Origin of the sequence: Paenibacillus sp. YAF4_2 (assembly GCF_052113225.1) — a bacterium.
Lineage (GTDB): Bacteria > Bacillota > Bacilli > Paenibacillales > Paenibacillaceae > Pristimantibacillus.
The window spans coordinates 63725-87705 of sequence record NZ_JBFRCT010000005.1; the positions used below are offsets into that span (position 1 = coordinate 63725).

21 protein-coding genes are annotated in these 23981 nt (G+C 47.8%); 10 read left to right on the forward strand and 11 right to left on the reverse strand.

The annotated features are described in order from the left end of the window. The first annotated feature begins 221 nt into the window (after positions 1-221). A complete protein-coding gene (locus AB4Y93_RS13400; protein WP_441892669.1) occupies positions 222-4385 on the forward strand; it encodes an Ig-like domain-containing protein in 4164 nt (1387 codons plus the stop codon). A 38-nt stretch (positions 4386-4423) separates the two neighbouring features. After that, positions 4424-6259 (forward strand): S-layer homology domain-containing protein, encoded by a 1836-nt coding sequence (locus AB4Y93_RS13405; RefSeq protein ID WP_441892671.1) that lies wholly within the window; start codon positions 4424-4426, stop codon positions 6257-6259. A 298-nt stretch (positions 6260-6557) separates the two neighbouring features. On the opposite strand, the gene AB4Y93_RS13410 is transcribed toward AB4Y93_RS13405, so the two are convergent. After that, positions 6558-7463: an effector binding domain-containing protein gene (locus tag AB4Y93_RS13410; protein WP_441892673.1), complete on the reverse strand. Its 906-nt coding sequence runs from the start codon at positions 7461-7463 to the stop codon at positions 6558-6560. Positions 7464-7603: 140 nt separating this feature from the next. Next, complete coding sequence (locus tag AB4Y93_RS13415) at positions 7604-8524, reverse strand: aldo/keto reductase (RefSeq protein WP_441892675.1); 921 nt, start codon at positions 8522-8524, stop codon at positions 7604-7606. A gap of 425 nt (positions 8525-8949) precedes the next feature. Here AB4Y93_RS13415 and AB4Y93_RS13420 point away from each other — a divergent pair, with 425 nt between their 5' ends. Together AB4Y93_RS13420 and AB4Y93_RS13425 are read left to right on the forward strand one after the other, a co-directional pair. Continuing rightward, complete coding sequence (locus tag AB4Y93_RS13420) at positions 8950-9810, forward strand: patatin-like phospholipase family protein (RefSeq protein WP_441892677.1); 861 nt, start codon at positions 8950-8952, stop codon at positions 9808-9810. A 237-nt stretch (positions 9811-10047) separates the two neighbouring features. Continuing rightward, a complete protein-coding gene (locus AB4Y93_RS13425) occupies positions 10048-10701 on the forward strand; it encodes a FusB/FusC family EF-G-binding protein (RefSeq protein ID WP_441892679.1) in 654 nt (217 codons plus the stop codon). A 48-nt stretch (positions 10702-10749) separates the two neighbouring features. On the opposite strand, the gene AB4Y93_RS13430 is transcribed toward AB4Y93_RS13425, so the two are convergent. Beyond that, a complete protein-coding gene (locus tag AB4Y93_RS13430; RefSeq protein WP_167278268.1) occupies positions 10750-11196 on the reverse strand; it encodes a DUF4395 domain-containing protein in 447 nt (148 codons plus the stop codon). A 180-nt stretch (positions 11197-11376) separates the two neighbouring features. Between AB4Y93_RS13430 and AB4Y93_RS13435 the strand changes: the two genes are divergently transcribed. The 3 genes from AB4Y93_RS13435 (at position 11377) to AB4Y93_RS13445 (ending at position 13727) form a co-directional block, all read left to right on the forward strand. Next, complete coding sequence (locus tag AB4Y93_RS13435) at positions 11377-11835, forward strand: HPP family protein (protein ID WP_441892682.1); 459 nt, start codon at positions 11377-11379, stop codon at positions 11833-11835. Positions 11836-11938: 103 nt separating this feature from the next. Continuing rightward, positions 11939-13336 carry an MATE family efflux transporter gene (locus AB4Y93_RS13440; RefSeq protein WP_441892684.1) on the forward strand — a complete coding sequence of 466 codons (1398 nt, stop codon included), beginning with the start codon at positions 11939-11941 and terminating at the stop codon, positions 13334-13336. Between the two features lie 247 nt (positions 13337-13583). Beyond that, on the forward strand, positions 13584-13727 hold the full coding sequence (locus AB4Y93_RS13445; protein ID WP_441893313.1) for an anti-repressor SinI family protein: 144 nt from the start codon (positions 13584-13586) through the stop codon (positions 13725-13727). A gap of 1 nt (position 13728) precedes the next feature. Here the strand turns inward: AB4Y93_RS13445 and AB4Y93_RS13450 are convergent, their stop codons facing one another. Then, entirely contained in the window at positions 13729-14073 is a 345-nt protein-coding gene (locus tag AB4Y93_RS13450; RefSeq protein ID WP_441892686.1) for a helix-turn-helix domain-containing protein, read from the reverse strand. A 357-nt stretch (positions 14074-14430) separates the two neighbouring features. On the opposite strand from AB4Y93_RS13450, the gene AB4Y93_RS13455 reads away from it, so the two are divergent. The 3 genes from AB4Y93_RS13455 (at position 14431) to AB4Y93_RS13465 (ending at position 16793) form a co-directional block, all read left to right on the forward strand. Continuing rightward, a complete protein-coding gene (locus AB4Y93_RS13455) occupies positions 14431-15519 on the forward strand; it encodes a hypothetical protein (RefSeq protein ID WP_441892688.1) in 1089 nt (362 codons plus the stop codon). Further along, positions 15491-16075 (forward strand): signal peptidase I SipW, encoded by a 585-nt coding sequence (gene sipW / locus AB4Y93_RS13460; RefSeq protein ID WP_441892690.1) that lies wholly within the window; start codon positions 15491-15493, stop codon positions 16073-16075. Before AB4Y93_RS13455 ends, sipW begins: the two co-directional genes overlap by 29 nt. A gap of 88 nt (positions 16076-16163) precedes the next feature. Continuing rightward, the gene (locus tag AB4Y93_RS13465) at positions 16164-16793 is read left to right on the forward strand and encodes a TasA family protein (RefSeq protein ID WP_441892692.1); all 630 of its coding nucleotides are present in this window, start codon (positions 16164-16166) and stop codon (positions 16791-16793) included. A gap of 80 nt (positions 16794-16873) precedes the next feature. Here AB4Y93_RS13465 and AB4Y93_RS13470 read toward each other — a convergent pair whose 3' ends face one another. The 7 genes from AB4Y93_RS13470 to AB4Y93_RS13500 all read right to left on the reverse strand — a co-directional run bounded on the left by AB4Y93_RS13470 (position 16874) and on the right by AB4Y93_RS13500 (position 23451). After that, complete coding sequence (locus AB4Y93_RS13470; protein ID WP_441892694.1) at positions 16874-17131, reverse strand: DUF6953 family protein; 258 nt, start codon at positions 17129-17131, stop codon at positions 16874-16876. A 321-nt stretch (positions 17132-17452) separates the two neighbouring features. Beyond that, the gene (locus AB4Y93_RS13475; RefSeq protein WP_441892696.1) at positions 17453-17887 is read right to left on the reverse strand and encodes a hypothetical protein; all 435 of its coding nucleotides are present in this window, start codon (positions 17885-17887) and stop codon (positions 17453-17455) included. A 34-nt stretch (positions 17888-17921) separates the two neighbouring features. Continuing rightward, positions 17922-18827, reverse strand: a complete 906-nt coding sequence (locus AB4Y93_RS13480; RefSeq protein WP_441892698.1) for an ABC transporter ATP-binding protein — start codon at positions 18825-18827, stop codon at positions 17922-17924. Then, positions 18814-19845, reverse strand: a complete 1032-nt coding sequence (locus AB4Y93_RS13485) for an ABC transporter ATP-binding protein (RefSeq protein ID WP_441892700.1) — start codon at positions 19843-19845, stop codon at positions 18814-18816. The genes AB4Y93_RS13480 and AB4Y93_RS13485 overlap by 14 nt, the downstream gene beginning before the upstream one ends. 43 nt (positions 19846-19888) lie before the next feature. Then, the gene (locus AB4Y93_RS13490; RefSeq protein WP_441892702.1) at positions 19889-20734 is read right to left on the reverse strand and encodes an ABC transporter permease; all 846 of its coding nucleotides are present in this window, start codon (positions 20732-20734) and stop codon (positions 19889-19891) included. A 4-nt stretch (positions 20735-20738) separates the two neighbouring features. Next, on the reverse strand, positions 20739-21689 hold the full coding sequence (locus AB4Y93_RS13495; RefSeq protein WP_441892704.1) for an ABC transporter permease: 951 nt from the start codon (positions 21687-21689) through the stop codon (positions 20739-20741). Positions 21690-21840: 151 nt separating this feature from the next. After that, complete coding sequence (locus AB4Y93_RS13500) at positions 21841-23451, reverse strand: ABC transporter substrate-binding protein (protein ID WP_441892706.1); 1611 nt, start codon at positions 23449-23451, stop codon at positions 21841-21843. Positions 23452-23981 lie beyond the last annotated feature (530 nt).

Below are 23981 nucleotides of genomic sequence, written 5' to 3' on the forward strand. Positions count from 1 at the left end.
TATTTTGATGAGATCGCGGAGGAAAGGTTGATGGTGGACAGGAGAGAGCCCGGTAAAGGATAAATTCGACAATTAAATGTGGGAAATCATTCCTCGCTCGAAAGGAATTTAGCAAACAATGTCGAAATATAGGTTCCAAGACTCATTCGATAACGCTTGTGTATAGGTCTGTAGTCGCTGTAAGCAACACAGAGTTTAAACCAACAGAGGGGAACGATTACATGAAAGAACGATTGAACAGCTCTCGTTATCCCAAGAGAGCTGCTTGCGCACTCTTGGCTTTACTGCTTGCTGTACCGGTTGTGAGTGGACAAACTGCATATGCAGATGCACCAGCGAATACGATCCTGACGCCAGTCACCGGGGATAGCGGTTGGATTGATGCTGGAATGAACGTAAATGCAGATTCCTTCAGTTTTGATATTCGTACGGTATTTCCGCAGCTGACAGGTCCTATTACGATGTCGGCCTTTTCTAGCAAGCCGAATATCGCAGCTGTATCGGAAGCTAATGGCCGGATCGAAGTGAAAGTCAAAGGGCAGGGGACAACCCGTCTGGCGATTACGGGAAGCGATTCTACAGCTCTCTCTTTAACCGATTATGTCGATTTGAACGTGACCCTGCTGGGAGATACAACAGGTGACGGCCTCATTACCTCAGCCGACGTGCTGTATATCTATAAAGTTATAAACTCTAAGCTTCCGGTAACGGATCAGGAGAAAAATAGATTGGACATTAACCGCGATGGCGTCATTACGACGGCAGATGCGACAGTCCTGATGAATAACTATGTTGGCAAAACGCCTGCAACAGGCGGAGTAAAGTTTATTGCGGAGCTTAAGGAAAGCAATGATGCGCCAACCGCTGATCAGATTACCGTTACAGGAACCGTACATACAGGAAGCACGCTGACAGGCAGCTACCGCTATGCCGATCCGGAAAATGATGCAGAAGTGACCTCGCTCTATCAATGGTACCGGGGTGCGGAGGCAGACGGGTCGGACAAAGCGCCGATTGCAGCTGAAACCAGCACAACATATACCGTACAAGAAGCCGATGTGGATCATTACCTCTTCTTCGAGGTGACCCCGGTGGATGCGCTAGGAGCTAACGGTACTGCTGTAATGGCAAGCACAACCGGCACCGTTCCGGATACAACACCACCTGTATTAACGGGAACAACCCCGGTTGTACAGGCGAATTCTGCAAGTCGGACGGATCAGCTGCAGACCGTCTTTAGTGAGCCGATTAAGGCAGCTGCAGGCAAAAGCATTTATATTTATCGTACCTCGGATAATCAGCTGATTACATCCTACGATGCAGCAGATACCTCGAAGGTAACAATTACAGGCAGTACGGCTGCTATTGTAAATCCTGGTCTAGGTAACGTAACAGCCTACTATGTAAACATCGATGCAGGAGCCTTCACAGATCTTGTTGGCAATCCGTATGAAGGTATTTCCGGAAATGCAGCGTGGAGCTTTGTAACGGAAGATTCGGTTGCTCCTGTCGCAGCTTCCGTGTCTCCGGTCAACGGGGCGGCGGATGCCAATAAAGCTGCAGCTTTCACCCTGACGATGGATGAGAATGTACAAGCTGTTGCTGGAAAAAAGGTGACGATTCTTAACGCAGATCAAAGCGAGCTAGTTTCCTATGATGCGGCCGACGCGTCCAAAGTGACGATCAGCGGCAAGACAGTGACGATCCATAATCCGGGCTTGGCCGAGACGACTTCCTACTCTATTGAAGTGGAAGAGGGAGCATTTACGGATCTGAGCGGTAACGCCTTCGAAGGAATCAGCGGCGCCAACTGGTCGTTTACAACACCGGACACGATTGCGCCAATTCTTCAAGCAACAACTCCGGGAGACGATGCCTCTGGAGTAGACCGGACAGCAGCGATCTCGATGACATTCTCGGAACCGGTTCAAGCGGCTGGCGGCAAAACGGTTCGGATTTACCGTGCTTCCGACAACAGCCTGTTCAAAACCTACAACGTAACGGACACGAATAGTGTTGAGGTGAATGGGGATGCCGTGACATTGCTAGCTCCGAACCTGGCGGACGGCGCAGACTTTTATATAGAAGTCGACGCAGGGGCTTTCCAGGACGCGGCTGGCAACAGCTATACGGGTCTGCAAGGAGCATCGGCATGGAACTTCACAACACCGGATACAATTGCACCAACTCTTCAAGCAACGACTCCGGCAGACAATGCTTCGGGAGTAGACCGGACAGCAGCGATCTCGATGACCTTCTCGGAACCTGTCCAGGCGGTTAGCGGCAAAACGGTTCGGATTTACAGTGCTTCTAACAACAGCCTGTTCAAAACCTACAACGTAACGGACGCGAATAGTGTTGAGGTAAATGGCGATACCGTGACGCTGCTTGCTCCGAACTTGGCGGACGGCGCAGACTTTTATATAGAAGTCGATACCGGGGCTTTCCAAGACGCTGCTGACAACAACTATGCGGGTCTGCAAGGAGCATCGGCATGGAACTTCACAACACCGGATACAATTGCTCCAATTGTTCAAGCAACGACTCCAGCAGACAATGCTTCGGGAGTGGACCGGACAGCAGCGATCTCGATGACCTTCTCGGAACCTGTCCAGGCGGTTAGCGGCAAAACGGTTCGGATTTATCGTGCTTCCGACAACAGCCTGTTCAAAACCTACAACGTAACGAATACGAATAGTGTTAAGGTGAATGGGGATACCGTGACATTGCTGGCTCCGAACCTGGCGGACGGCGCAGACTTTTATATAGAAGTGGACGCCGGGGCATTCCAGGACGCGGCGGGCAACAGCTATACGGGTCTGCAAGGAATATCGGCATGGAACTTCACAACACCGGATACGATTGCGCCTGTTATTAGCAGTTTCAACCCTTCGCAGAACGCAACAAAAGTAAGCCAGTCCGATGCGCTTACCGTGATGTTCAACGAACCGGTTGTACCGGTTGAAGGCAAGAAGGTAAAGATCATGAACGGGGACCAGTCGGAATTTGCTGTCTATACCTTAGGTGCGGATGCGGAAGTATTGGTTTCCGATGACACCTTGACCATACAGCATGCACCGTTTGACACGTTGAAAAGTTATGTCATCCAGATTGAAGCGGGTGCAGTCAAGGATGCGGCGGGCAATGGCTTTGCGGGGATCACGGACTGGTCGTTTACAACTAAGGATTCTCGCGAGATGCTGGCTGCTGAAGGCGAAAATATACCGCTGGCCGAAGGGACCTTGAATAACGGGGCCTTTGTGACACTGACGCTTGATGGGGATACGTTTGTAGGCGAGGCAGATGGCGACAATTACCTAAGCGATGTGGATGTAGATGATTTCGCGCTGAACCATGCTCCAGTCGGACTAACGATTATTGGGGCTGGTGTGTTTGATGCGCACACGGCGTATGTCATGTTCGACTATGACGGAACGGATTTCGATACGGATATTACGAACTTCTCCATTACGGCATTGTCTTCTGCTGTCGGGAAAGGTTATTCCATTACCTCGCAGGACTTGACTATTACATCTGAAATCGAACCAAACGTGATCAGCACGGTTCCTGCAGCGGGGGCAGACAAGGTGAAGAAGGCTGATCCGCTAACGATGACCTTTGATAAGAACATTACTGCTGTAGCGGGGAAAAAGATTACAATCTACAAAAAATCCGATAACAGTGTAGTTGAGACGATTGATGCGGGTAATATAGCGAAAGTAACGGTGAGCGGCTCGTTAGTGACAATCCAGCATAATGCCTTCGTGAATAACACGGAATATTATGTGGTCGTTGAAGCAGGAGCTTTTGTTGATACCAGTCAAATTGGTAACAAAGCGCTTCAGACGTCCGCATTTAGAACGGTGGCAGTGGAAGTCATACCGGATTTGTTTATCTCGGAATTCATGCATGGATCAGGCGATAATCAATACGCAGTTGAGCTATATTTTCCGTCACAGGCTCTAGCAGGCCCAATGCCGTCGACCAGCTATTCGTTGTGGATCTACCATTATGACACAGTAAACCAGAGGACAGTTGCATCCGAGGTTCCACTTCATATTGATACAAACCGTTTAAATCTTTATCTTATTCTTGATAATTGGTATGGAGATTTTGATCTGCCTAATGCTTGGTACTTTAACGAACAAGGAAACTTTAACAATGGACCAGGCATGGTCTTGAAAGGAATTGTTCTTAAAAAGAACGGTCAGGCTATCGATGTTCTTGGTGATCCAAATGCTCAAGGAGTAGGTGGCCTGTTGGCATCAGGGGGCACACTTGTCCGTAAATCAGGTGTTATTGGCGGAGTATTGGATTATGACAGCTCGCAATGGACAGTTTACCCGACAAATACTGATCAATTCTTAGGCCAGCATACCCCTTAAGTTGCAATAGCTGATTACATAATAATTGGAGGCTCAACATGACCTTACAGCAGACGTTTTATAAACCATTAATGGCGGCTATGCTGGCTTTTGCCCTGCTCCTGAGCGGATTGTCTTTTGGCAGCACCAGTGTACATGCTACGGCAGGCACGCCTGTTCAACTGACGATTGGTGATGTGAGCGTGAATACTGGCCGGACGGTTGATGTTCCGGTATCGATCAAGCAGCTGGAGAGAGGGATTGGCTCCTATAATGTCCAGCTGAATTACGACCCCAAGGCCCTAGAAATTATTAGCGTAACGCCAAAATACGGTAATGCTGATACAGATACATGCAGCGAATCGGAGGAAGGCTGCTTCTTGTCCAACATCGACGCGGATAACGGATGGATTCGCGTGATCTGGGTGGATACGACAGGTGGTGACCGTTTAATTAGCGAAGCAAAGCAGTTGTTTGTTATACAGATTAAAGCCAAATCCGGATCAGAGTTGACGAAACAAGCATTGACGATTGATGCGGAAGACCCGGCCAATCTAACTTTTACAGACGGTGATATGCATTCCCTGCCTGTATCGGTGACAGAAGGCAAGATTACGGTGTACCCGAACCCGCCGGCTGATACCGGTAAAGTAAAAGTCATTGTAGATGGAAAGGACCAAGGCGAATCGGCTACTCTGTCGAGCGTAATCGTTAACGGCCGCAACGTGACGACCATCAGCGTAGATAACGATAAAGTGGCGGAGCAGCTGAACAAGAATCAGATCAAAAGGCTGACGCTGCCTGTAGACGGCAATCGTGATATTGTCGTCGGGGAACTGAACGGGCAGCTCGTGAAGCTTATGGAAAATGCAGATGCTGCCCTCGTCATTCAGACCAATCAGGCGAGTTATACCTTGTCTGCTTCGCAAATGAATATTGATCAAGTTGCCGGTCAATTAGGCACGGGAGCAGCGCTGCAGGATATTAAGATCCATGTCACGATTGCAGCAGCGGAGTCTCCTGAGCAGGTAGAACAGGCGGCAGAAGCAAGCGGGGCGAGCCTTGTGGCTGCGCCGGTCAACTTCGAGGTGACGGCGAGCTACAGAGGCAAGTCCATAACGATAGATCGGTTCTCGAATTATGTGAACCGTACGATCGCCATTCCAGATGGGGTTGATCCATCCCGCATTACGACAGGTATTGTATTGAACAGTGATGGTACGGTTCACCATGTGCCAACCCAGATTACACAGGTTAACGGCCACTATTACGCTCAAATCAACAGCCTGACGAATAGCACGTATGCGGTCGTATGGCATTCCAAAACCTTTGCCGATGTGACGAACCACTGGGCAAAAGCCGACATTAATGATTTGGCGTCCCGTATGGTGATCCAAGGCGTGTCTGCAGACCAATTTGCACCGGACCGCTCCGTGACTAGGGCAGAGTTTACGGCGATCCTGCTCCGCGCACTCGGCATACATGCCGTGAAGGATGATGCCAAAGTATCCTTCAAAGATGTTCGAGCGACTGCCTGGTATCATGACGCCGTTATCCAAGCGGTATCTTACGGCCTGATTACAGGCTACGCGGATGGAAGCTTCCATCCGAATGCTTCGATCTCCCGTGAGGAAGCGATTGTGATGATTAACCGTGCATCTGCGATGACCAGTCTGGTGCAGGCTTCGGCAAGTGAAACAGCGGGCTTGATTAGCCAGTTCAGCGATAACACAAGCATCGACAGCTGGGCTCATGCCGCTGTCGCGTCTGGAGCGAAGCAAGGGATTGTGAAGGGAACAAAAGGCAAGCTGCTGCCGCAGCAGCCGATTACACGCGCGGAATCGGCAGTAATGATGAAGCGTATGCTGGTTGCAGCGGGACTAATCAATCCATAAGCAGAGACATAGAGGAGGAGCCATACCATCATTCAGTAATTACTGAGTGATGGTACGGCCCTTTTTACGCCATTATTATTTGTCATACAGGCTAGACTGGATCTTATCCAGTCTAGCACTGGGTTTGTCGGCACTTGGCTTCCTACGTTGGAATTAATGCAGGATAATTAGCTCTACACGTGTAGTATCATCTTTTCAGACTGGATTTGATTGGAGAAAATCCAGTCTAAACAAGGGGAAATGGCTTAATCAGGAAAGTTACTGGATGAAATCCAACTTATCATATTAAGCGAAATGTCTAAGCTCTTTTTTTAATCGGGATATAGATATCCATCTGAATTTCAGACAGCTCATGGTTGCTGCGCTCATCATACAGCTCGAACTCCGGCTTGCCAGCATGCTCGTAACCGGAATGAGGGAACCATTCCCCGAAGATTGTCATCCAGGTGCTTTGGATAGAGGAGGAGAACTGTTCACGCGGAACCTTTGGTGTGGTGAATACAGCGTACTCCGCAGCATCAAACTCACTGCAGACGAGGCCTTCGCCCTCTACACCTTCAAAGCTTTCAGCTTCCATACCGATTAGATAAGAGAAGCTGTCGGAGTCCATATCAAATTTATGGCAGATACCAAGCTCAACAGGGGAGTCCTTATGCACGCGGTTGGGGATGTTTTTAGACAGTCCTTTTTGAATATATTCCTGCCAGAAGGCCGGGATCTCTCTATGATTGTCACCATTTGCTCTTGTGCGGATCTCGTAGCCGATCACTTTGAAGGCAGGCTTCGTTATAATCTTGTATTCCATTCGTATTCCTCCTAAATAGGGATTGTACTTGCGCTGCAGCACATTCAGCTTGGAGTATGCCGGGGGCTTAATTTCCCGTTTACGGTAGTCGCCCGGTGTCATTTCGAACATGCGCTTGAAAGCTCGGGTGAACGTCTCATGATTCTGAAAACCCGTATCGAGCGCGATATCGATCAGCTTCGCATCCGAATGAGCAACCTGATAAGCGGATATCGCCAGACGACGTTTACGCACATATTCCATCACGGTCTCTCCTGCCATGGATTGAAAGACACGGTGAAAATGAAAGTCCGAGAGCCTCGCAACCTGCGCCAGCCGCGATAAAGACAGCTCTTCGGCAATATGGGCTTCGATGTAATCAATCGTCTGTTGAATCTGCATCAAATAATCCTGCTTCATTCGGATGTCTAACCTCCTTGTTCCGGGTGACCTCATTGTATACGAATGGATGATCCTGTTCTTGATGATTCTTGCTCTACGAAATGAAACAGCAGCCTCTGGTCATCCAAGACCAGAGGCTGCTGCTATACCTTCGAAGCTTATGGCAAAATATTGCCTGCCGCGCGGTAGATTGCGTACCATTCTTCGCGGGTAAGTGTAATGTCGGATGCTTTGACGCAGTCTTTCAGGCGCTCGATATTCATCGAACCGATAACCGGCTGCATTTTCGCTGGGTGACGCAGAATCCAAGCGATCGCTATCGTTGTGTTGCTTACGTCATATTTACCAGCGATCTCATCGATCACTTGGTTTAGCTCAGGGAACTTGTCGCTTCCGAGGAATACACCTTCGAAGAAGCCGTATTGGAATGGCGACCAAGGCTGAACCGTAATGTCGTTCAGGCGGCAGTAGTCGAGAATGCTGCCGTCACGGTTAATCGCGGAGCTGTTCTCCATGTTCACGTTGATGCCGTTGGAGATCATGTTCGCGTTCGTGATGCTCAGTTGAAGCTGGTTCGCAACAAGTGGTTGCTTCACCGATTTCTTCAGCAGCTCAATTTGCATCGGGTTCTGGTTCGATACGCCGAAGTGGCGTACTTTGCCGGAGCTTTCCAGACGGTCGAAGGCTTCTGCAACTTCATCAGGCTCAACCAATGCATCTGGACGGTGCAGCAGCAGAATGTCGAGGTAGTCCGTGTTCAGACGCTTCAGGATCGCATCCGTCGAAGCAAGGATATGCTCCTTCGAGAAGTCGAACATAACGCCCGGCTTAATGCCGCATTTGGATTGCAAAATAATGCTCTCACGAACACTGTCGTTCATATGAATGGCTTCTGCGAAGATCTCCTCGCATGTACCAGCGCCGTAAATATCCGCATGGTCGAAGAAGTTTGCTCCTTGCTCAAGTGCCGTTTGGACAAAACGCTCTGCCCCTGCTTTATCCAAGGAATTAATACGCATACAGCCAACCGCAACTACCGGTACTTCTAACGCGCTGTTTCCGAGTTGAATTGTTTTCATTGATTAGTCCTCCTAAAAAGAATTGTGAAGCAATTCTTACTTCGTAAGCATTTGCTTAAAGAATTGTGAAGCAATTCTTACTTCGTAAGCATTTGCTTAAAGAATTGTGAAGCAATTCTTACTTCGTAAGCATTTGCTTAAAGAATTGTGAAGCAATTCTTACTTCGTAAGCATGAGATTGTGAAGCAATTCTTGCTTCGTAAGCATCGGATTGCTGTAATCACTCGCATATGTAACCTTTTTGATTGTGACATAGTTCGCAAGCGGTTTCAAGACAAGGACATAGGGAAGTTTGTTAAGTTTTTTTAGCCATGCCTATGCGCCTATCCATTTTAGGCCGGATGCCAAATTGACTAACGCGAACGGTGATGGCTACAATTACAGTAATGAATAGAGGCAGAGCCTCTTACAGGGAGGCAAAAGGCATGAGCCAAGCAGAATCGATTGGACTCATATTGGAAGGTGGAGGCATGCGCGGCGTTTATACGGCCGGGGTGCTGGAGTATTTTTCAGAGCATAACATTTATTTTCCATATATGATCGGTGTGTCAGCTGGTGCCTGCATGGGTGCGAGTTATCTGTCCAGACAGCTTGGACGCAACCGGGTCGTCAATGTGGAATGGGTAAGTGATCCGCGGTATATCTCATGGAAAAATCTATGGAGTAAACGGCAGCTCTTCGGCATGGACTTTATTTTCGATGAAATCCCAAACAAACATGTTCCATTCGATTACGAAGCTTTCCGGAATAGTCCGGAGGAGTTCGTCATCGGCACGACTGACTGTGTAACAGGGGAGACCGTCTATTATCGGAAAAGCGATCCAGACTTCGATCTGCTGCAGCTGCTCAGGGCATCCAGTTCCCTTCCGTTTATTGCACCAATAGTCGAATATGGCAGCCGGAAGCTGCTGGATGGAGGGATCTCTGATCCGATTCCGCTGAAGAAAGCCGAGAGTGACGGCTATAAGCGTAATCTTCTTATCCTGACGAGGAATGAGGATTACCGGAAGTCGCCGGGACAGTTTGGCTGGATTGTTAAGCGTGCCTACCGGAAATATCCGAGGCTGGTGGAGAAGATGTTCAAGCGGCATGAACGTTATAACGAGACGCTTGATTATATAGCGGAGCAGGAGCGCACGGGCCTGGCATTTGTGATTCGGCCGCAAGAGACGCTTGTAGTCGGGCGGATGGAGCGGGACCCGGCGAAGCTAGAGGCGCTTTACAGGCAGGGATATGAGGATGCGAAGCGGATGATGCCGCAGCTCCGGGAATGGTTGGAACAATAAGAACGAGGATTGCGGACGGTGCAGCGTTTATTTTATAATCTTAGTAGTAAAGGGAGGCGGTAAAAATGGCAAATCAATTTGCCGGATTACGAATCAGCTTCATGCAGAGCCTGAATTAGGGGCGATACTTTGCATGGGGCGTACTTGAAAGAATGGTCGCCCGGCTATCGTTTCTAATAATGGGCTTTGCACCTTATTGATTTATGATTTTATACCAAATAAGGGGCTGACAAAGCAATGTGTACACCATTTATTAGAAACCATCAATTGAACGTCATTAAAAAGCAAGCAGGTCAACTGCAGCAAGCCTGCAGTACGGTATCGGATCCGAAGGTGATTGAATCGGTTCGATCAAACACGTCATTTAAAGTCATGGAAGCTTTCCCTGGGGCATCGGAGCAGGAGCAGCAATTGCTTGGAAGCTTTGCGTCATTAAGTTCCCCGCAGGAACTCCAGGGCTATGTGCGTTCACTTGAAGAGTACATTCTGCCGTTCGAGAAGGTCGAGGAGAAGCAGCTGAAGAAGCTGTTCCCGAAGGTAAAGAAGCTGAAGGTTCCTGACCTCGCGGCGATGGATCTTCGCTATATTACTTATATGGGCTGGACGGATATTGGCACGAATAAGATGTATCTCGCTTATCATTTGAACGGTCGACTGGTAGGAGTAGAGGCTAGATTCACGCCTGTGCAGAAGAAAAGCGTATGCTTCCTATGTAACAAGCATGAAGAAGTGGCGTTAGTCTCGGCGATTACGAAGTCGAAGCCAGCGAATGCTTCGCCAGATTACTACAAGGCGATTGGCAACTATATGTGTGTGAACAGCGACACCTGCAATAAGAACATTACGGACGTGACCGTGCTAGAACGGTTTATCTCTGATATTGTTCTCTAAGCTTATATACAAGAGAGCCCGCCATTCCTGGCGGGCTCTTTCTTACTTTTAATGTCTTTGCTGGCGAAGACGGAACTGTTTGTATTGGAAGTACATAAAACAGCCTAAGCAAAAGCCGCTTAAGGCAGCTACGACAGCAGCTGTAAGCATACCAAGGCTGATATAGGACAGCACGGTTAAGCCGAGATAGTGTGCTGCGAGCGTAACGACGAGGAACAGAATAGCGAGCAGATTGTTGAAGCGCAGCAGCTCGCGTGCTTCGGTCCGTGGGCTTACCGGCAGTAACGGCGAGAACAGGCGGACGAAGACATTATATTTTACTCCGTACGTACGACTAATTAATTGCACGACGAGGGGCAGGGCAAGAATCCACCATTGCTGGGTTAGGACGGTTGCGATAACGCTTAGTAGAATGCCGAGCTGATTGCCGCGTACACGGTGTAAAGGCACTTCTTCTACACATTCATAACTTAAGTTGACGACCGGCTGGGACATGATCATCCTCCGTTCAGGTTTCGATTTATAAAATCGGTTATTTTCAGTATACACTAAATCATAGTTATCGGGTAGGAAATAAAGAGTATAATTTTAGAGATTGACGCTCTATCCAAAACTCTTTACAATGGAGCAGGCGCAAAATTGCACGGCCGCTGACAGGAGGTAATCAAGAAGCTCATGAACTTGAAAACAATCGTGATTTGTCTCTATGTAGGGCTTATTTATTGGCTGTCTCTACATTTTTCCTTCTTGGATACACTTTTCTTCCCAACGCTTGGTGCGTTTAGTTTTCTCTTCCTATCCCGCTCGTCGACCATATCCGAAGTGGGGAAAGTCACCTTTGGTGCTGTCGTATCCTCCGGAATTGGAACGCTGCTGTATTACATTTATCCAAGCGCAATCTCGTTATTTGTTAACGTTATTATAACCATCTGGTTAATTAATAAATTTAAGTGGAATGCCCCGCCAATTGTGGCCGTGGCGCTTATTCCGTTCTTTTCACACTCGGCCCATCACTGGGCTATTCCGCTCTCTGTATGTGCGGCGCTGCTTGGCCTTATGCTGGTGCTCTATATCGCCGGGCTCGTCGAGAGCAGACGTACGACTGCTTATGAATCGAAATCCACAGCCGTTTAGGCTGTGGATTTTATGTCTTTGGGAGCAATCCACAACGGACAAATCTCTGCTATAGTAAGAGATAACTGAAGCTTCACCAATCCAACAAGAAGAATGTGATGATATGGGTATAGGACGACCCAGACAATTAGGAAGGCGAGAGGCTTTCCTGAATCGGCACTTTACCGGAGTGTCCATTGATTATAGACAGATTATATCCTTGTTTATTCCGATTCTGATCGATCAGGCTTTCCTCGTTGGTCTGAACCTTGTGAATACCGCGATGATTAGTTCATCTGGTGTTGACGCGGTCAGTGCTGTTAATATGGTGGATTCGCTTAATATATTCCTGATCAGTGTCTTTATCGCAGTGTCGACCGGGGGAACGGTTGTTGTTGCCCAGTATAAAGGCAGCGGGAACGATCAGATGGTATCCAAATCAGCGGCAAGCTCCGTATCCTCGGTTACGCTAGTTGCCCTTGCGATCAGCTTAATTGTGGTAGCTTTCCATAATCCGATGCTGAATCTGCTGTTTGGTGCTGCAACACCGGAAGTATTCGCAGAAGGCAAGACGTATCTGATCGGCAGCGGCTTGTCCTATGTCGGGATTGCGATGATGGAGGCTGTATGTGGGGCATTGCGTGGAATCGGGCGAAGCCGGGCTTCTCTCATGTTGTCCCTCGTCATGAATCTGTCGTACGTGCTGCTGAATATTGTCTTTATTAACCTGATGCATATGGGTGTGCTTGGACTGACGATTTCCGTCAATATCTCCCGGTATGCGGCGGCCATTCTCGCTATTATTTATCTGGTGAAGATTGATACGAGCCTGCGGCTGCGTATTCGGGATTTGCTGGCGTTCAATTTGACCATGCTGAAAAAGATTCTGTTCATCGGTATGCCGTTTGCAGCAGAGCAGATGTTTTTCAATGGCGGGAAAATCGTCACCCAAACGTTTGTCGTCGGTCTTGGCACCTACGCTATTGCGACAAATGCGATAAGCGGTTCTCTTGCTAATGTCCTTCAGATTCCTTCGAATGCCTTGGCGATCACGACAATCACGGTAATTGGTCAATGTATTGGGCAGCAAAATATTGAGGATGCCAGAAAGTTTACACGATCTTTCTTATGGCTGTCCGCCGCTTGTCTGCTCTTCATGGCTCTCATCATGATCCCATTGTTTTATCCGCTGGTGGGGCTGTTCCATCCTCCGTCAGATATTGTGAATGATATCCTGATCATCACGCTTATTAATGCTCTTGCTCAAGTGGTGTTCTGGTCAATCAGCTTTATTATGCCATCTGCCCTTCGGGCAGCTGGTGATTCGAAGTTCACATCTGTTGTATCGTTATTATCCATGTGGCTGTTCCGTATTGTGCTTGGCTACCTGCTAAGTATCGTGTTTAATTTCGGAATCATCGGCGTCTGGGTTGCGATGAATCTGGAGTGGGGCGTGCGGGGAATGATCTTCCTCTGGCGTTTCCGCGGCAAGAAGTGGTATCGGCATAAGCTAATTGATTAACAAGTAACCCTCGGCCTCGAGTGATGGCTGGGGGTTATTTTTGTGCTGCGATTAGGTGGGATTGAATCTATAAGACTTTAGAACCGGTTGGGGAAAATATTTTAATAGTCTGTCAAGGTTCGACAACCTTTTCAGGATACAATATGTATCATATTGTTCGAAAGCGATTACATATATAGGTCAATAGTCTTGTGTGGAAGCGGAAGACGATGTAAAAAAATAGTGGAGGTCGGAAAATGTGACTTCGATGACAACGAGGGATATTGGCAGTGAGCAGGAATGGATCCATTTATTGATGGAGGCAAAAGATATGGGAGTGTCCATCGAGGAAGTTAGACGGTTCTTGCAATCTTATAAGGTTATACAACAAAACAATCCGGATTGGTCATAAACTACTCCGGATTTTCATTATTTTTTTTCCATTTTTGAAACTCTAGAAATTCCTTGAACTGACTTTTACTAATGCCGGAGTCCATTGCTTCTCGTAATAGGAGCTGCCAGTCATTATCAAGCAATTGCTCAGTCTGCGTAGGATCATTGTATAGAATAGAGTGAATCGATACTTCCAGGGCAGATGCTACTTTCTCGAGAAACTGAATAGAAGGATTAGACTGTAAGCCTCGTTCTACATTACTTATATAAGATTTGGCGACATCAGCCCGTTCAGCAAGCTCGGATATGGACATGCCCTTGTCGCTTCGCAGTTGTTGGATTCGTTTTCCGATTTCATCAATCATGTTCATGCATCCTTATCTTAAAAAATAATAGAAATTGCTTTGTATTTATTATCATCTTACGGACATTAACTATTTTTGTAAAGAAACATATAGCATTTTCATGAAATCCGGCCATGGGGCCGGGTTTTTTTGTTTGATTAGGAAAGGTGGCAAGATACCGTTCTTTATAAAGAACGAAAATAGAAGATATAATGAGAAAATGAGTGATTTTTGGATTAAAATTAGTCTCTTTGTTCTTAAATAAGAATATTGGGCGTTATTTCCAACTTTTCAATTATGGGAGATATAGGCTATATTGAGTGTGCAAGTTGTTCTTAATAACGAACAAAAACGTTCTTAGTGAAGGCGGGTGTGCTCTTGCAGCGAAGATGGAACAGAGTTAAGCGAAGTAGGAAAGAGCGTATTCCGAAGATCCTTTTTGTAGTCATGAATACCCTTTCTATTGTGTTCCTGCTATTCATTATGACGGCGAGCCAAGCAGGAACAACCTTCGGGAATTTCACAGCAACAGCTGAGGTAACAGGAGAGATTGGGATCTGCTCGGTGTTTCCGGATGAAGTGGATCAGCTGTTAGGACAAGCTGAACAGCATGTCCGTGAGGGTGATGCGGAATATGCAGACATATCGGGTTATACAGGATCACTTGATGAAGCTGCTGGGAATTTAGATCTGTCAACGGTATCTGATGAGCAGTTAGGGACATTAGGTGATGGAATTAATTCGCAAATCAGCGATATTGCAGAAATGTTAAATCGTCTAGCCGAGCGTTCGAGCACGAACGTATCCGCATGGGAAGATGCTCAAGGTGAGCTTCATTCCTCTTCCGTGATCCTCACTGAACTGTCCGATTATATGTCGAGTGTCAGCTTGAACTGCCTCACACCTAGAGATCCATCAGTATTGTCCAGCTTCCTAGCCTTGATGAATGAAAGCAGCATAGCTTCAGAGGCATTGGAGTCACGAGCTCGGGAAATCTATGAAGCGTTATCCGGCAGACCAGTATATACCGTCTCTGCAGAACCCATTGCAGAATCACATGCAGTCCTGTCGCCAGTGTCACCCGTTAGTGAGGAAGCCGAAGCCGGCTATGAAGCTGTACAAGCTTCCATTCATGATGCCAGCGCTTCTTATATACAGCAGCAAACTAGCTTACAGCAACAGCTTGCACAAGTAAATGCGGAAATAGCAGCAAGAGAGAAAGCAAAGGCGGAAGCCGAGGCTGCAGCAGCGGGTGAAGAGCAGGCTGTAGATCAAGAAGAGGGACAAGCTGTAGAACAAAGTCCTGATGGAACGGCTGCTCCTGAGAGCCATCCAGAAATCTCTGAACCAGATCAACAGCAGGTATCTGATAATACTTCACCTCCAGAGATTGCAGAAGAAAGTTCATCAAACTCCAATGAACCAGGTGGTGTAACGAATGAAACTAATGAAATCAATCATGAGTAAGGCAGTGACGCTATTGCTGCTGGTCGTATTCCTTCTAGTTGCCTTCTCCGTGATTGTCTCCAAGGCATCTGGCGGAGAGCCTAAGCTGCTAGGCTACGAGATCAAGATTGTATTGTCTGGCTCCATGGAACCGGGGATTCATACAGGCTCCATCATTACGATCAAGCCGGGCGGGGATATGAACCGCTTCAATGTCGGCGATGTCGTTACTTATAAAGATAGTGAAGAACGCTTGATTACGCACAGAGTTGCAGCCGTCGATACGAAGGATGGACAAAAAGTGTATACGACCAAGGGTGACAATAACCCCTCGGCTGACACAGCACCAGTACCGGCCAATCGTATCGTTGGACAGTATTCCGGATTGACCATTCCTTATGTGGGATATGGGATGAACTTTGCCAATTCTAAGATAGGCGGCCTCATGCTGCTGCTCGTTCCAGGCCTTCTCTTGATTCTCTACTCCATCATTACCATCTTGAAGGCGTTCGCTGAACTGGAGAAAAAGAAGAACGAGCCGAGCACACCTAACCCTAATCCGGAAGCTTTATCGTAACCTGATTGTCCTTCTTGTGCCAGCGCACAAGGATAACAATATAAAAAACAAACCTCAAAATGAGGAAACCTTGGGAGGAAACAAAAAAATGGGAATCAAAGCTAAATTGGGTCTTGGTATGGCAACAGCAGCACTGGGTATTTCGTTGGTAGGCGGAGGTACTTTCGCATATTTCACTGATACTGCTGTAAAAACAGGTACATTTGCATCAGGATATATTGATCTTAATGCCGGTACAGCGACATCAGAAAACATCACTTTCTCTAAATTAGCTCCTGGAGATCACATGACTAAATCATTTACACTCAAAAACGATGGAACAGTTGATATTGCATCAGCGATTTTGCATACAAAGTATACAGTTACTGATGACAATGGATCGCTTAATGGACATGGTGGGACTAACACGGCGGATTTAGGCCGATATATCAAAGTCGAGTTTTTAACAAACCTTGATAAATCTGATAATGTTGTATTAACAACAAACTTATACGATCTTCAAAATGCAGGTCCAGATGCACTTGAGAATCTTGATGTTCTGAAGTTTCTTGGCTTCCCAATAGAAGAGCTTTCTGGTCTGAAGGTTGGTAATACGGATACATTCACTGTGCGTTTCACATTCGTTGATGAGGGTGATCAAAGCCAATTCCAAAACGATACTCTTAATTTGGAATGGTCCTTTGAAGCAAGATCCAAAGGCGGCAAAGAACTCTTTTAATTAATAAACAGGCTTCGCGAATGTAGCGAAGCCTGTTTTTATCATTTGTTTAAAGTAATTTTGATTAAAACTTAACTAGCCTATGTCCAAGCCCAAAAGAATCCGTCTCGATCCCAAGCGATACGGCCGCCGTGCTGCTTGCGGAAGGCCTTTTTTACTTCTTTCTCGAGAGAGACGTTACCCTTATCATTTACAAATACATATTGTTCTCCGAAGTGTTGTTTAACGTGCTCAATGGCTTCCTCCTGGCGAAGCATCCCCCGGAATTTAATCTCGTTAATCATCCATTCGGCGATTTGGTTCTCTGTTGTTGTATCCACGTTCAATATGACCTCCATTTAGCTGCTAACTAGTTCCCGTTATTATACCATCATTGAGCGTTTTCTTTGCTATTTCGAGCTGAGGTGGTGGATGGGAGTCTCTTTATCTGGAATAGTGAGGTTTTACACCTTATTCAAACGTCGCCCCTCACTAACAGTGAGTCTAGCCTCACTGTTGCCTCAAAAGTTACTCGAACACCATCGTTTACGGCGAGGAGGCAGTGGAAGCTGCGATAGCTGGAGGGCAGGGTGGTGAAACTAAAAAATAAAAATAAAGATAAAAATAAAAATAAAAAGAGCTGCATTCTCTTTCGAGAAAGCAGCTCTCATCAACTCTATTTACCGTTGGATCGGTTCAATCCGGTACGATCCTGCCGCGCCGTCAGTCGGCTCGATCGACCATCCGAACGACAGCGCTGTTTTCACACGTTCTAGTTGTTCGGGTGTTAGCTGTGCCGTTACGGCTTCTTGTCCGGCTTCGAGCTCAAGCTGAGGCTCTTCGCCAAAGGCAACCCAGATCCAGCTGCGAATACCACGAACGGTATTGTACTTGATCTGGTAGCCGTTACGTACCGCAGTTTCGAACGTCTCCGGTTCTTTTTGAGCAAAAGCAGCCAGATCGCTGTAGTTAAATTGGAAGATGCTATCGTCCGTTGGGAGATCAACTCCACCTGTTACTTTTGCAATAATCTCGTCGTTGGACCAGCCATGTCCCTTACGGAGCGACTCCACGAGTAATGCATCCCATTGCGACAGCTTCACGATATTCGTCATTAGGTTTCAGCCTCCCTTAGCTAGCTCGTATGCCTTACGGCAGTGCTACAAAATGCCCCGGACTTACTTCTCTCAGCACCGCAGCTTCTTCGGCTGCAGCGTCCGGTGTATAAATAACCCGTTCGACTACTGCACGAGGATCCGGTACCGGAATCGCGGACAGCAGCGCTTTTGTATACGGATGTAGAGGGTTCTCGTACAGCTCATCACTGTCCGCTACTTCCACAAGACGTCCGTGATACATCACACCGATCCGGTCCGAGATATGCCGAACCATCGACAGGTCATGGGCGATAAATAAATACGTCAGGCCAAATTCAGCCTGTAAATCTTCAAGCATGTTAACAACCTGTGCCTGCACCGATACGTCCAGCGCAGAGATAGGTTCATCACAAACAACGAAGTCGGGACGTACGGATAAAGCGCGGGCAATCGAGATCCGCTGGCGTTGACCACCGCTGAACTCATGAGGGAAACGGGTCAGATGCTCACGCTTCAGACCAACCTTCTCGAGCAATGAGCCAACGGCTTCTTTTCGCTCATCCAAATTCTTATATAGACCATGAATATTCATCGGCTCGCCGATCAGGTCCAACACGCTCATGCCGGGGTTCAGCGAGGAATAGGGGTCTTGGAAAATCGACTGGATGCGCCGGCGGAACGGCTTCAGCTGTTTCTCGCCAAGCTTGGCCAGATCATGTCCGTCGAACTTCACCGTTCCATCCGTGTAATCGTACAGACGCAGAATGCAACGGCCAACCGTTGATTTACCGCTGCCCGACTCGCCAACAAGACCAAAAGTCTCACCTTGGCGGATCTGGAAGCTGACACCGTCAACAGCCTTCAATACTTCCGAAGTACGGCCCCAAGCATCACGGCTCTTCACAAAATGTTTCTTAAGCTGGTGGACGTCCACCAGCACTTTTTTATCCTCTGACATGTGCAGCGCTCCCTTCAAGCTCCGGATGGCGCGCGAGTTCGGCTTGAACTTCAGCATCGTTCAACCAGCAGAGGGCACGATGGCCTTCGTTGATTTCAAAATGCGGAGGAAGCTCCGCACATTTTGGCATCGCATGCGGACAGCGCTCCATGAATGGGCAGCCCGAAGGTGGGTCAAGCAGATCCGGTGGTGTGCCTTCAATCGGCACTAGCCGCTCACGCGAGCCGCCTTGTCGCTTCGGAACAGAGCGAAGCAGGCCTTGGGTGTATGGATGCTTGGAGCGGTAGAAGATGTCTTCCACTGTTCCTTCTTCCATGACCATGCCGCCATACATCACGATAACACGGCTGCATACCTGCGCGACAACACCAAGATCATGGGTGATCAGCGCGATGGACGCGCTGGTTTTATCTTTTAATTCTTTGAGCAGATCGAGGATCTGCGCTTGAATCGTTACGTCGAGAGCCGTCGTTGGCTCATCGGCGATAAGCAGCTCCGGCTGGCAGGATAATGCCATCGCGATCATGACGCGCTGGCGCATGCCGCCGCTGAATTCATGCGGATACTGCTGGACGCGCCGCTCAGGTTCGGTAATACCAACCTGACGAAGCATTTCCACCGCTTCTTTCAAAGCGGCTTCTTTGCTAAGACCACGATGCCGGCGAATGACTTCGGTCATCTGCTGGCCGATCTTTTTGACCGGATTAAGAGAGGTCATCGGATCCTGGAATACCATTGCGATCCGGTTGCCGCGGATCTGACGCCATTTGCGATCGGATAAACCACTCAGGTTCTCTCCGGCAAATGTAATATCTCCGCTGACAATTTGGCCTGGAGGCGGGATCATCGCCATAATTGCTTTGGCGGTAACACTTTTGCCGCTGCCGGATTCGCCAACGATGCCGATCGTTTCGCCTTGATCAATATGAAGGCTGACGCCGCGAACCGCTTTATTTTCTCCGCTGCGGGTATGGAATGATACTTGTAGGTTATTGACGGTTAGCAGCCTGTCTGCCATCTAACGTTCACTCCTCTCGGACGCGCACAGGGCAAGAAATGATTTAACGCTTGCCCAGCTTCGGCTCGAAGCCAACGCGCAAAATATCGCCTAGAATATTAAAGCTGAGCACCGTCAGCAGAATGAATAAACCTGGGAACAACGCAAGGTAAGGCGCCTGTGCGATATAGCCCTGCGCATTGTTAAGCATACTTCCCCAAGTTGCGTTAGGAGCTTGTACCCCAAATCCAAGGAAGCTTAGGGATGATTCCATCATAATTGCGGATGCCACGTTGTTCGTAGCGCCAACGATAATGACCGGAACAAGGCTAGGGAAGATATGACGGAAAATAATACCCCAGTGATTCTGACCGGAGGCTTTCGCATACAGCACATATTCGCGCTCCAGAATCGTCATTGTCTCCGCTCGTATGATGCGGGCCATGTTCATCCACATCAGGAGTCCAATAATGAGGACGATACTGGTCAGGTTCGGCTTCAGGAATACGCTGAGCAGGAGCATAACCAGGAACGATGGGATGGACAATATGACTTCCAGAAAACGCATCAGCAGATTATCGATCCAACCGCCGAAGTAGCCGCTGACAACGCCAACGATCACGCCGATTGAGGTCGCCAGAATCATAGCCGAGAAACCAACCATCAGGGATACTCGTCCGCCGTACAACGCACGGGCGAAGTAGTCGCGGCCGTAGTCGTCTGTGCCGAACCAATGCTCGGAGCTTGGCGACTTCAGTCGCTGCAGCGCATCCAGAGCATTCGGATCATGAGAGGAGAGGAAAGCAAAGACCGCTCCTAGTATAAAAATAACGAGAATCGCGATAGACACGATCCCCATTTTGCTGCGTACGAGCTCGAGGCCCGCATTTCGCCATTTGGTCCGATTCATGAGCTCACCTCGTTGATTTGATTCTCGGATCGGCGAATCCGTATAAAATATCCGCGAGCAAGTTGCCTATGATCAGGAACAAGGCGGAGAAGAGCGTAATACCCATAATAACGGGATAATCCATCCCTTTAACAGCTGTCATGCCAAGCGAGCCAATGCCCGGCCAGGAAAAGACTGTTTCCGTCACAATCGCGCCGGTAACAAGGTCCGCCATCGACATCCCAAGCAGCGTAATAACCGGCAGCAGGACATGTTTCATCACATGCCGGAACAGCACTTGCCGGCGAGTTGCGCCGAAGGCGTATTGAATTTGAACGTAATCTTCCTTCAGCTGACCAATCGTGCTGGAACGGATGTAACGCACATAGACCGACAAGAAGCCAAAGGCGAGAACTGTACAAGGCAGAATGCCGTGCTTAATGACATCCCAAGGAGAGTGGACACCAATCGTCCGCATACCCATAATCGGGAGCCAGTGCAGTTCAATTGCGAATAAATAGATAAGTAAAATAGCGAGATAGAACAATGGAACCGAAATGCCGACGTAAGAGATCATGTTGATCAGCTTATCCTGCCAGCGGTCACGGTTCGCACCGGCTGTGAGGCCAAGCGGAATAGCTAGCAGAACAGCAAGGGCAAGGGCGCAGCCCATCAGTCCTGCCGTTGCCGGCAAACGGTCTAGAATTTGGTCCATAACAGGCTGATGATTCACAAGCGAATAACCAAGGTTGCCTTGGAACAGCTCTTTGATCCATAACAAATATTGCATATAAGCAGGCTTATCGAGCCCTAAGTTATGACGGATGCGTTCAATGTCCTCGGGATGCATGTTAGGCGTCACGAAGGAAAGAACAGGATCCCCGGGAGCCAGCTTAATTAAGGCAAAGCAGGCGATCGAGACGAAGAGCAGCAATGGAATCGTCTGCAGTAAGCGTCTAGCGATGAGTTGTCTCATACGATTGTCTCCTATGCTGTTTACGGCAAAAAATAAACTGGGTTACCCCCAATGTCATTAAGTTAGTTTCATGTAATGACATTGGGGTAGCCCCAGCTATTTTTTGCCTGTATCGATATTCGATTTAATTTTAAAGCAGAGATTAGAAGTTTTATTTCATGTACAGCTTGGACGGATCTTCGAAAATAACGACTGGTTTCAGAACCGCTTGATCGAGGCCGCCGAAACGTTTGTCGATGGCTACGATTGTTTTTGTATAGCCAACAGGGTAGATAACCGCGTCATCCGCAATGATTTGTTGCAGCTTTTGGTAAGCTTCGCCGCGTTTTGTCGCGTCTGCTTCACCAGCACCTTGATTGAACAATTCATCTACTTCAGGGTTCGAATAACGAGCATAGTTCGAGTTAGAGCCACTTGTGAACAGGATACGGTAAGCATCTGGGTCGTAACCCATGATGTAGCCTGCATAGCTCAGTTCATAGTCTTTTGCCTTCAGGTCCACGAATTTCTGACTGTACGCCGAAGCGTCCATGCTTTGCAGTTCAACCGTGATACCAACAGCCTTCAGCTTTTGCTGAATGTACAGAGCAGCGGCTTCTTGCGCTTTGTTGCCGCTTGATACGATAAAGCGAAGCTTCAGGTTGCTTTCGCCAGCGGAAGCCAGCAGTTCTTTTGCTTTATTTACATCATTATCGTAAGAAGTAACGTCGTTCGTGTGGAACAGGCCGTCTGGTGTTACGAACGATTTGGCTTGATCGGCATAGTCGCTCGAGCCGTATATGGTTTGGATCAGCTCTTCACGGTTCAGTGCGTAAGAGATCGCTTGACGAACTTCTTTTTTCTTCAGAGCGCCAGTGTCGCTGTCTTCATTAAAGAGCAGGTAAGCAAGGCGGCCTTCGCTGTAAGCTTGAATATCGAAGTTGCCAGTGCTTTCGATTGTCGATACGTCTTGTGGATCCAGGTATTTCACGTTAATTTCGCCATTTTGAAGAGCCAGGTTCGCTGCATTCGCATCTTTTGCTACACGATAAGTGATCGAATCCAGATGCGGTTTGCCTGCGAAGTAGTTATCGAAACGCTCAAGCGTTACATACTCGCCTGTTTTGTATTCTTTGAACTTGAAGGCACCCGAACCTACTGGTGTATTGTTCTTTGTGCTTTTCTCAATATTCGCTTCGCCTTCGAAAATATGCTTAGGAATCGGAGTCAATTGCACAAGTGTTGCTTCGAACGCCGGGTTAACTTGCGGCAGTTGGAATTTAACTGTCGTATCGTCAACTTTCACTGCTTTGACCGGCTTGCCGCCGATGATCAGGTTCTCGCGGAAGAAGCTGTTTTGCTTCTCGTCGAGAATCGTATCGAAAGTGAAGACTACGTCGTCTGCTGTGAGCGGCTGGCCATCATRCCAAGTAAGACCACTTTTCAGCTTCAATGTATAAGTCAGGTTGTCAGCCGAAGGCTCAAGGCTGTCAGCCAGGTAGAATGTTTTCTTGCCGTTGTTCACTTGGAACAGTGGAGCGTACAGGGCTTGGTCAATTGTTAGGCTGACACGGTCGCCTGCATAAATTGGGTTAAGAACGACAGGATCGGCTTGTACACCAAGGATCAGGCTGCCGCCGTCTTTTGGTTGATCGGCTGCTGCCGTGTTCGTTGGCGATGCTTCGGAGTTGCCTGCATTATTGCCATTGTTGTTGCCGCTGCAAGCACTGATTACTACTGCAAGAATAATGAGGGTAAGTAAAGCGGGTATGCTTTTGCGCATGATTCCATCCTCCAGTTTTGTCTGAGCTGTTTCTAATGAAATTTATATTACATCGGATTACTCGGAATTACAACCTTTTAATTTCCACAACTGAAATTTTCAAAATCAAAAAAATTTGTTTTGCGATAAATCCTTCCTTTAACCGCGGCCGCTCATCGTGAATAAGCTTCGATATAGGATTAATTATATTTCTCTCATTATGCTCCAAAATAGTAGAGCTGTCGATGCAAGGAACCCCCTCTTATGGCGGGATATTACAAGGTTTCCCTAATCTTGGGTGATGTTATTCATAAAATTAATGTAACCTTTAGCGCGGAGGATTCGTTAGTAGTGTTGAGCAATGCTTACGAAGTAAGAATTGCGGGGCGAAGTAAGAATTGCCTCAAAACGGCCTAACGCGGCCACTCAACAAATTGCAATTCTTTAGCTCAGGCTTACGAAATAAGAATTGCCTCAAAATGGCCTAATGCGGCCACTCAACAAATTGCAATTCTTTAGCTAAGGCTTACGAAGTAAGAATTGCCTCAAAA

Excerpts from the sequence above, each read along its gene's own strand:
- AB4Y93_RS13400 (WP_441892669.1), top strand. The coding sequence starts at position 222 with ATGAAAGAACGATTGAACAGCTCTCGTTATCCCAAGAGAGCTGCTTGC.
- AB4Y93_RS13405 (WP_441892671.1), top strand. The coding sequence starts at position 4,424 with ATGACCTTACAGCAGACGTTTTATAAACCATTAATGGCGGCTATGCTG.
- AB4Y93_RS13410 (WP_441892673.1), bottom strand. The coding sequence starts at position 7,463 with ATGAAGCAGGATTATTTGATGCAGATTCAACAGACGATTGATTACATC.
- AB4Y93_RS13415 (WP_441892675.1), bottom strand. The coding sequence starts at position 8,524 with ATGAAAACAATTCAACTCGGAAACAGCGCGTTAGAAGTACCGGTAGTT.
- AB4Y93_RS13420 (WP_441892677.1), top strand. The coding sequence starts at position 8,950 with ATGAGCCAAGCAGAATCGATTGGACTCATATTGGAAGGTGGAGGCATG.
- AB4Y93_RS13425 (WP_441892679.1), top strand. The coding sequence starts at position 10,048 with ATGTGTACACCATTTATTAGAAACCATCAATTGAACGTCATTAAAAAG.
- AB4Y93_RS13430 (WP_167278268.1), bottom strand. The coding sequence starts at position 11,196 with ATGTCCCAGCCGGTCGTCAACTTAAGTTATGAATGTGTAGAAGAAGTG.
- AB4Y93_RS13435 (WP_441892682.1), top strand. The coding sequence starts at position 11,377 with ATGAACTTGAAAACAATCGTGATTTGTCTCTATGTAGGGCTTATTTAT.
- AB4Y93_RS13440 (WP_441892684.1), top strand. The coding sequence starts at position 11,939 with ATGGGTATAGGACGACCCAGACAATTAGGAAGGCGAGAGGCTTTCCTG.
- AB4Y93_RS13445 (WP_441893313.1), top strand. The coding sequence starts at position 13,584 with ATGACAACGAGGGATATTGGCAGTGAGCAGGAATGGATCCATTTATTG.
- AB4Y93_RS13450 (WP_441892686.1), bottom strand. The coding sequence starts at position 14,073 with ATGATTGATGAAATCGGAAAACGAATCCAACAACTGCGAAGCGACAAG.
- sipW (WP_441892690.1), top strand. The coding sequence starts at position 15,491 with ATGAAACTAATGAAATCAATCATGAGTAAGGCAGTGACGCTATTGCTG.
- AB4Y93_RS13465 (WP_441892692.1), top strand. The coding sequence starts at position 16,164 with ATGGGAATCAAAGCTAAATTGGGTCTTGGTATGGCAACAGCAGCACTG.
- AB4Y93_RS13470 (WP_441892694.1), bottom strand. The coding sequence starts at position 17,131 with ATGGAGGTCATATTGAACGTGGATACAACAACAGAGAACCAAATCGCC.
- AB4Y93_RS13475 (WP_441892696.1), bottom strand. The coding sequence starts at position 17,887 with ATGACGAATATCGTGAAGCTGTCGCAATGGGATGCATTACTCGTGGAG.
- AB4Y93_RS13480 (WP_441892698.1), bottom strand. The coding sequence starts at position 18,827 with ATGTCAGAGGATAAAAAAGTGCTGGTGGACGTCCACCAGCTTAAGAAA.
- AB4Y93_RS13485 (WP_441892700.1), bottom strand. The coding sequence starts at position 19,845 with ATGGCAGACAGGCTGCTAACCGTCAATAACCTACAAGTATCATTCCAT.
- AB4Y93_RS13490 (WP_441892702.1), bottom strand. The coding sequence starts at position 20,734 with ATGAATCGGACCAAATGGCGAAATGCGGGCCTCGAGCTCGTACGCAGC.
- AB4Y93_RS13495 (WP_441892704.1), bottom strand. The coding sequence starts at position 21,689 with ATGAGACAACTCATCGCTAGACGCTTACTGCAGACGATTCCATTGCTG.